Consider the following 7,981-nt stretch of genomic DNA (forward strand, 5'->3'; position numbering starts at 1 on the left):
TCGGTTTATAGAAACTACAAAGTACTAACAACCAAGATGAAGGTCGCAGGCAGCATCATTCTCGGATTACTCATTGGCGCCAGCCTTCTAGCCAAGTATGAATTACTGCCACACTTCCTTCTCGTTTTTTTGCTTGTGTTAGTTGGTACAGCATGGGGTGGTTTTGCGGTATATCGGCGCTCCCAGCTAATACACAAGGCACGGTTATCAAAGTAAGCCTCTAACGTTGACAACATGACGATCTACCCGCTTTAGTTTCCCAGCAGCTGCCAAACATCAAGAATTACCGGCTTATCGCACGGCTATTTTTCTTCGCCATAAATATCGCATGCCGCGCCCCCTTACCGGGGCGCTCGCGCACGGTCTTCACCTCGACCTGGAAGCCAGCCTTCTTTAGCCGACTAACGTACATGGTGTCGGGTCCTGCCGACCAAACCGCCAGAACACCACCAGGCGTAAGGCTGTTGTAGATACTGCTGGTGCCCTCAATGGAGTACAGCCAGTTGTTGTCGCTGTGGGTCAACCCCTCGGGACCATTGTCGACATCCAGCAACACGGCGTCGTAACTGCCATTGTGATTTACCAGCAATTCACCGACATCACCGATATGCACGACGACGCGACTGTCATCCAGCGGTCGTCCGGCACAGGCGCCCAGTGGTCCGCGGTTCCACTCCACCACCTCGGGGATCAGGTCGGCAACGATCACTTCTGCACTGGGGGGGAGGGCATCAAGCGCTGCAGCCAGCGTGTAACCCATACCCATTCCACCAACAACAACGCGGGCATTCTCATGATTCTTCAGGTGGGCGCAGCCCAGCACCGAAAGCTGCTGTTCGCTGTGAAACCGGCGGCTGTTCATCAATTCGCCACGGGGACCGGACAGGGAGATTGAGAACTCCTGGTCACGCTGGCGCAACGTGAGGATGCCGCCATCGTTGGGAATATTAGCGGTACCGAGTTCGATCCAGGGTTTCATGGCGAGGGCTCACTGTGGGGCGGTCAAGATGGGGCGCGCAATGTAGCACACGTTGGTTGGCGGTGCTGCTAACGTTAAAATGAGCGCAGCACCATTTCCCCGTTTATTTAGATTAAACCCAATTACCTTAGCGGCAAGCTATGCGGCTTGCTTATCTCCGCAACCCTGTCGAGTGAATCATGAATCGCCGGAAGAAAGTCAACCAAATATTGAAAAAGAAAGCGAAAAAGGCCAACGACAAGCTTAACCCCAAAGGCAAACCGCGCTATATATCTAAGGCCGAGCGCGCCAAACAGTCGCTGGATGCCGATGGGCAGCAACAGACGGCCGTCGCACCAGAACATAACTGAGTCCTACACTTACCGTTTTGACAGCGAAACCCACTGCTGATTTTCAAGCCAGCTCTTAGCTCCGCCCCAGATTGATTATGCGCAGATCACTCCCATCGCTGTTCACGCTACTGCTCTTCTCGCTCCATTCTTTATGCACTTTTGCAGAGGACCGGATCGCTTACCAAATCGAGCACATGAAAGACAATGTCTACCGCTTCACCGCTGGGCACTACCACTCCGTATTTATGGTAACCAAGGAAGGGCTATTCCTTACTGACCCTATCAGCGAAGAGGCTGCCACTTATTTGCGGGAACAACTTTCAACGCGATTCAAAGTGCCAATCCGCTACATTGCCTATAGCCACAATCATGTCGACCACATCTTGGGCGGCAATATTCTGGCTAAAAATGGCGCTACAGTAGTGGCACATGAATATGCGGCCGAAGACATAAAATGGACCCGCGCTCCGACCGCAATCCCGGATATCACCTTTCACGACAAGCTGGCTATCGAGCTGGGTGATAGTCGCGTCGAGCTTCGTTATCACGGACCGAACAATGGTCGCGGCTCGGTGAGCATGCGCTTTATGCCGGCAAATGTTCTGTACGTTGTCGACTGGATTGTTATTGGCCGGATGCCCTATAGGGATCTGCCAGGGTACGACATCCATGGCATGATCCGCTCCACTCGCGAAGTACTTGCGAGCGAACCCTTCGATCTATTCGTCGGTGGCCACGCCAATACTGGAACGCGCGAAGATGTTCAGCGGTACCTGAGCTATCTTGAAGCACTATATGACGCGGTCCGCGACGGCATGCTGGCGGGAAAAACCCTGGAAACACTCCAGTCCGAAATCCAGCTTCCTGAATACGCGGACCTTCCCATGTATAAAGAGTGGTTACCGCTGAACGTAGCCGGTGTATATAAAACCCTGGTGGAAATGTCGTACTTCAATTTCCGCCCGGATATCGATGCTGAATTCTGAACAAACTATTGAAAATAGATAAAGCGAATCAGACTGCCGGAGAACCCCATGAACAGAAAAAAAAGGCTCAATTACCTACGCATCGCACTTTATGTATTTGGCATTATCTTCATTGCGGGTGTACCGGCGATGATGATGTTTATCTGGCCTTCGGGCTGGGGCTGGACGCCATCACAGCCCGAATATGAACAGATGATCATGGGTATATACGCGACTTTGGGGTTTTTTTTGATACTCGCCGCGAAGGATCCCTTAGCAAACAAGAGCCTTATCTGGTTTACCATCTGGTCGAGCATTGTTCATGGCGGCATCATGTTCATGCAGGCCCTCGCCGATGAGACCGACCGCGCAAATTTACTTGGGGACGTTCCCGCGTTATTCCTGGTGGCCGCGGTACTCTGGTATTTGATGCCCAAGAAATCGGATATTTAAGAAGTTCCCTGCCGATAACATCACTTGTGAACTCCGTTAGTTGAGCGGCAAGAACACCGCACTTAAGCGAGAAAAGCATGTACTACATAGTGGAAACCAATAAGACTTTCGATGTCGCAGCGGATGACCTAGAGCAGGCGGTCAAAAAGAATAACTTTGGTGTTCTGCATGTCCACGATCTGGCCACGACGCTGCGAAGCAAGGGCATTGAATTCAATGAGGAGTGCAAGGTATTCGAGGTCTGCAATCCGCTGCAGGCATCGAAAGTGATGGCGCTGGACATGCGGCTTAATATGGCCCTACCGTGTCGCATCTCTGTCTACACCGAAGACGGCAAGGTCAAAATCGGCTATATCAAGCCGGTTGAGATGCTCAGCGCCCTGTCGAGCGATCCCGCACTGGCAGATATTGCCAGTGAGGTTGAGTCGTCGATGATAAAAATCCTGCGTGACGCACAATAGTATTGCCCCGGCCCGCCCTATCACCGGAAAATCGGTGCAGTGGAGGGCACCCCGAAGTACCCTGACCATGCAAATAATAGATCTGTCAGAAATGCCGCAGGCGATTGAAACACTGGCCCGCTGGCATTACAGCGAATGGCAGCATTTGTACCCCGGTGAGACCCAAGGGGATTTCGAGAAGGATCTCCGCGCATCAATGGCGGCAAATGTGATCCCGAGTACTTTTATTGCCGTGGAAAATGGTAACGTCATTGGCTCTATCAGCCTGCTCGAACGCGATATGGATATCAGCGAGTCGTGGACGCCGTGGCTGGCAAACCTGTTCGTACATCAGGATTACCGCCAACAGGGTGTGGGCAAGCAGCTGATCGAGCATTTAACCCGATTCTGTAGCGTCAATTCGATCAATCACTTGTACTTGTTTACCCCGGACAGCCGAACCTATTACCAGACACGGGGTTGGGCACTGTTGAGACATCAGGTTTACAAGGGTGAACGGGTGGATATCATGGTCCGCGAATTATCAACGGCAGATAAATAAACAGCAGCCATGAACGTAGAAATCGTTGAATTCCCCGAAACCCGCGTCGCCGCCATCGAGTACAAGGGGCCGCCGGAAACGGAACACCAATCCGTCATGAAACTTATTCAGTGGCGCAAGGAAAACAACTTTCCACCCTCTCCCGCCTACCGAAATTACGGACTCCACTACAACGACCCGCGCAAGGTGCCGCCGCAGGAGTATCGCGTCGACCTGTGTATTTCGGTGGATCGTAAAGTAGAGGAAAATCCCTACGGCGTGATCAACAAGGTGATTCCCGCCTGCCGTTGCGCCAGAGCCCGGCACCTCGGCTCGCGGGAAAATGTGCTGGCGGCCGAGTTTCTTTACGAACAGTGGCTGCCGCAGAGCGGTGAACAGCACTCCGGCCTGCCTATTATCTTCCACTATGTGAATGTCGGCCCAGATATCCGCGAGCAGGATATGATCACGGATGTGTACCTGCCGCTGAAATAGCTGATCACAGTAATTTCTAAATCTTCACGACGCCATCGGGGCATATGCAACAGAAAACAAAACCCCGGGCTTAGCCCGGGGTTTTGTGGTGGCGACACCTGTGCCGCCAGTGCTTTCGATAACCGCAGATGATCAGTGCAGCACGATCACCTCATTGGCATCCAGGTTCAGTACTGCGGAGCCGCCGCTCACATTCACAGAGTCTCCGCCCACCAGGCTGCTGTACTGGCCATCGGCCAGTACCAGGTTGCTCACATTGATCGAAGTACTGCCACCGCGGTTGACCGCCACAGTGACCACATCACTTCCGGAAACACGCTCGAATACCAGCACGTCCTGGTTGATCCAGCGCTGCTGGTAAGCCCCTGACGCCAAGGCCGGGCTCTGCGCGCGCAGGTTAGCCAGTGCGCTGATCATGCTGAATGCGGGCGTGGTCTGGCTAAACGAGGGCATGCCTTCACGGTTGTAGGGGTCGTGCCCTACCTGGCCGTCGCCATTGGCGGTAAACCAGGTGCTGTTCTGCTCGGTGCCGTAGTAAATGGTGGGAATGCCCGGCAGGGTCATAACCAGCGCCATCCCCAGGTTCTGGCGCGCATCCGCCAGAGACTTGGCAAAGCCCTTGCCAGTGCGGCCGTTGTCCACCGGGGCGGTGGTCTGCAGGAACACACTGGTGCGGGTGGCATCGTGGTTGTCGAGGAAGATGGGCTGCCAACTCTCGCGGCCGTTCATAGCCGCCGCGCGCGATTCCACATGGGCATTCAGCTGCACCATGGAGATATCCCCGGCGATGGTCTGCTCGATATGGTTGCGCAACTGGAAGTCCAGCAACTCGGAACCGCGGCCCTCGTTCAGGAACTGCATCGACAGGCTCTCGCCGGCGCCGGCGCCGTACCACTCACCGAACACATACACGTCGGGGTTCTGCGCGCGCACCGCGTTGGTGAAACGGTTGATGAAGTTCGGCTCGATATGCTTGATAGCATCGATGCGGAACGCATCCACACCGTGGCTCATCCACTTCAGCGCGGCGTCAATCAGGTACTGGTCCGCTGCGCTGTTAGCGTTTACACCGTGGTTGAAGTCGGTGAGGTTGAACAGGGTCTTGTTGCGGAAGGCCCAGGGATCGTCCCACTCGCTGCCACAGGTGGTCGCGGGGTTGCTGTCATAGCAGTCGGCAATGGCGCCGTTGTGGTGATACCAGGTGCCGTTGTCCTGATTGACGTCGGTGATAAAGGTTCCTTCTTTATACAGTGCGCCGAACTCGTACTGGTCGTCCTGGTTGGAGTGGTTCAGCGCGATATCCAGTACCAGCTTCATGCCGCGGGCCTCCATCTCCGCATCCAGCTGGTCCACCAGCGCCCAGTCACCCAGGTGCTCGTCCACTTCATAGAAATCGCGGCCCCAGTAGCCGTGGTAGGCGCCGTCGGATCCTGAGTTGTCGATATTGTCGTTCAGCGGGGTAACCCAGATGGCGGTGACGCCGAGAGCTTGCAAATAATCGAGCTTGTCGATCAGTCCCTGGATATCGCCGCCCCAATATTTTTTCCACTCGGACAGACCGCCGGCGGATTTGCTGCTGGAAGTAGCGGCGGCATTGTTGCCGTTGTCATTGCTGGTGTCGCCATTGCTGAAGCGATCAACAAACACAAAGTACATACTGCGATTGCGGAAATCGGACAGCGGCGGCTGTATTACTTCGCAACCTTCGGCGTCGACACTGGCACCTGCGGGCGTGTTGGGGCAGCTGTCCTGGCTGTCAGGCACGCCGTCGCCATCCGTGTCGGGTTCAACGGCGCCGCAGTCACTTCCGAGATTGGCGATAACGCTGACTATTACTCCGCTGTCGGCGTCGACGACGATGTGAGTCCAGCCATTCGCGGGTTCATCCTGGGCCGGGAAGGCATCGCTACCCCAGCCACCGTTCGGGTCAATTTTGAAGCGCGGGCCTCCGTTGGCGTCACCACTGGCAAAATTGCGACATGCCTCATATTGGTTGGAGGTGCCGTCGACCAGTGTCAGCAAGTCGCCCTGGGCCCAGCTATTGTGGGTGCCGCGCAGATGCAGCGCAGCCTCAACCACGACCGCGCAACCATTGGCATCGACATTGCTGCCGGCGGGGGTGTTGGGGCAGAGGTCGAGGCTGTCGGGCACACCGTCGTTATCGGCATCCGACACGCCGGCACCGCAGTTGGCAGCCAGATTCTGGGAAGTGGAAATGGCGTTGCTCGCGGCGTTGAAGGTGATTTCTACCCAACCGGCGGCAACCGTGTAGTCCTGCACGGGTACCGCGTCGCTCCCCCATCCACCGTTAGGGTCGACCTTGAAGCGTGGGTTGGTATTGCCGGTGAAATCCTGGCAAGAGGTATACAGGTCGCTGGTGCCCTGCCTGGTCATCAGAGTACCTTCCGCCCAGCTGTTGAAGGTACCACGCAAGTGGTAACTCACCGAAGGCGTGGTGGCAGGCAGTATCTGGTAGTTATGGGTATCGGTGTAGAACTTGATATCCCAGGTACCGGCGGCGACCGGGATATTGGCGCCGCCTTGCGCGCCATTCAGACCGAAATTCTCACTCCAGTCTCCCCAGCGGTCGAACTTGATCTCACCGGCACTGGTAAAGACCACATCGTCGGCCAGCATAGTGTTGCTGCCCAGATCCTGCATCTGGTCGGCCTGCCAGTTGTTGTGGGTACCGCGCAGGTACCATTCGGCGTGGGCGGACGCGCTCGCACAGAGCAGCAATCCGGCCAGCGCCAGAGTTTTCTTCAACATTTTCATCATCTCGCGGTGGATTATTTTTATGTATATCGCCAGGCCAGAGAATGACCCTGTCTGGATGGTCGCGAATTCCGATGGGTCACTGCCTCCTCCCCTGGTGGGGCGTGGAGGAAAAGCGCGCCAGGCCAGAAGCGGGAATTGTTGCAGGCACTCCCCCTCACCGGAGGGGGATAACAGCCGCCACGGCCTTGGGCACAATGGAGAAAATAACTGGAGACCTGCTCTCCTAAATGGCTCCAAACCGGTCAAACAGGTGCCCGCCATGTCCAAGCCCACAAGCCGCCTGGCCGCCAGCCTGATGTTTACGCTGACGTTCACCCTCCACCCAGCCTTTGCAGAGGCTGTACCGAGCCCGCAGCTGGAGCGTGCCGAGCCGCCCTTCTGGTGGACCGATATGGCGGAGCCCAACCTGCAACTGATGCTGCACGGGCGCGATCTCGCCGGTGCGGAAGTGAGCTTGGATTATCCCGGGGTGACCATTACCGGTACCGAGCGCGAGCAGAACCCCAACTACCTGTTTATCAACCTCGCGGTAGGCGAAGACGCAAAACCCGGCACCCTTCAGATCCAGCTGCACCAGGGTGACTGGCAGCAGGTACTAGGTTACGAGTTGAAACCGCGCGCCGCCGGTTCCGCCGAACGCAAGGGCTTCGATACCAGCGACGCCATCTACCTGATCACCCCGGACCGCTTCGCCAACGGCGACACGGGCAACGACCGCACTGTCGATACCCTCGAGGGCCCGGATCGCAACAATCCCGGCGGCCGCCACGGCGGTGATATCGCCGGTATGCAACAGCATCTCGACTATGTGGCGCGCATGGGTTTCACCCAGATCTGGCCCAACCCGCTGCTGGAAAACAACCAGCCCGACTATTCCTACCACGGTTACTCCGCCACCGATTACTACCGCATCGACCCGCGCTTCGGCAGCAACGAAAGCTTCCGCGCATTCGTGGCCGCGGCAAAGGAAAAAGGCATCGGCGTGATCCAGGACATGG

Annotated in this window: 10 protein-coding genes; 8 read left to right on the top strand and 2 right to left on the bottom strand. The window is 56.2% G+C overall.

Annotation, left to right across the window (positions count from 1 at the left end):
- The coding region (locus tag VIL80_RS03335) for a hypothetical protein (RefSeq protein ID WP_332034740.1) at positions 1 to 216 on the top strand (216 nt) is incomplete at its 5' end.
- A 67-nt stretch (positions 217 to 283) separates the two neighbouring features.
- Here the strand turns inward: VIL80_RS03335 and VIL80_RS03340 are convergent.
- Positions 284 to 979 carry a spermidine synthase gene (locus VIL80_RS03340; RefSeq protein WP_332034741.1) on the bottom strand — a complete coding sequence of 232 codons (696 nt, stop codon included), beginning with the start codon at positions 977 to 979 and terminating at the stop codon, positions 284 to 286.
- Positions 980 to 1,158: 179 nt separating this feature from the next.
- On the opposite strand from VIL80_RS03340, the gene VIL80_RS03345 reads away from it, so the two are divergent.
- The 6 genes from VIL80_RS03345 (at position 1,159) to VIL80_RS03370 (ending at position 4,205) form a co-directional block, all read left to right on the top strand.
- Positions 1,159 to 1,329, top strand: a complete 171-nt coding sequence (locus VIL80_RS03345) for a DUF2986 domain-containing protein (RefSeq protein WP_332034742.1) — start codon at positions 1,159 to 1,161, stop codon at positions 1,327 to 1,329.
- 77 nt (positions 1,330 to 1,406) lie between these two features.
- The gene (locus VIL80_RS03350; RefSeq protein ID WP_332034743.1) at positions 1,407 to 2,297 is read left to right on the top strand and encodes an MBL fold metallo-hydrolase; all 891 of its coding nucleotides are present in this window, start codon (positions 1,407 to 1,409) and stop codon (positions 2,295 to 2,297) included.
- A gap of 48 nt (positions 2,298 to 2,345) precedes the next feature.
- Positions 2,346 to 2,729: a DUF6632 domain-containing protein gene (locus tag VIL80_RS03355; protein WP_332034744.1), complete on the top strand. Its 384-nt coding sequence runs from the start codon at positions 2,346 to 2,348 to the stop codon at positions 2,727 to 2,729.
- A 77-nt stretch (positions 2,730 to 2,806) separates the two neighbouring features.
- A complete protein-coding gene (locus tag VIL80_RS03360) occupies positions 2,807 to 3,190 on the top strand; it encodes a DUF302 domain-containing protein (protein ID WP_332034745.1) in 384 nt (127 codons plus the stop codon).
- A 67-nt stretch (positions 3,191 to 3,257) separates the two neighbouring features.
- A complete protein-coding gene (locus tag VIL80_RS03365; protein ID WP_332034746.1) occupies positions 3,258 to 3,731 on the top strand; it encodes a GNAT family N-acetyltransferase in 474 nt (157 codons plus the stop codon).
- Between the two features lie 9 nt (positions 3,732 to 3,740).
- Positions 3,741 to 4,205, top strand: coding sequence for an AraC family transcriptional regulator (locus VIL80_RS03370; RefSeq protein ID WP_332034747.1), 465 nt, complete (start codon positions 3,741 to 3,743; stop codon positions 4,203 to 4,205).
- A 132-nt stretch (positions 4,206 to 4,337) separates the two neighbouring features.
- Here the strand turns inward: VIL80_RS03370 and VIL80_RS03375 are convergent, their stop codons facing one another.
- Positions 4,338 to 6,980: an alpha-amylase family glycosyl hydrolase gene (locus VIL80_RS03375; protein WP_414684514.1), complete on the bottom strand. Its 2,643-nt coding sequence runs from the start codon at positions 6,978 to 6,980 to the stop codon at positions 4,338 to 4,340.
- A 262-nt stretch (positions 6,981 to 7,242) separates the two neighbouring features.
- On the opposite strand from VIL80_RS03375, the gene VIL80_RS03380 reads away from it, so the two are divergent.
- Positions 7,243 to 7,981, top strand: a 739-nt coding sequence (locus VIL80_RS03380; protein WP_332034749.1) for a cyclomaltodextrinase N-terminal domain-containing protein, incomplete at its 3' end; no start/stop codon positions are given.

It is taken from the genome of Microbulbifer sp. (assembly GCF_036563125.1).
Lineage (GTDB): Bacteria > Pseudomonadota > Gammaproteobacteria > Pseudomonadales > Cellvibrionaceae > Microbulbifer.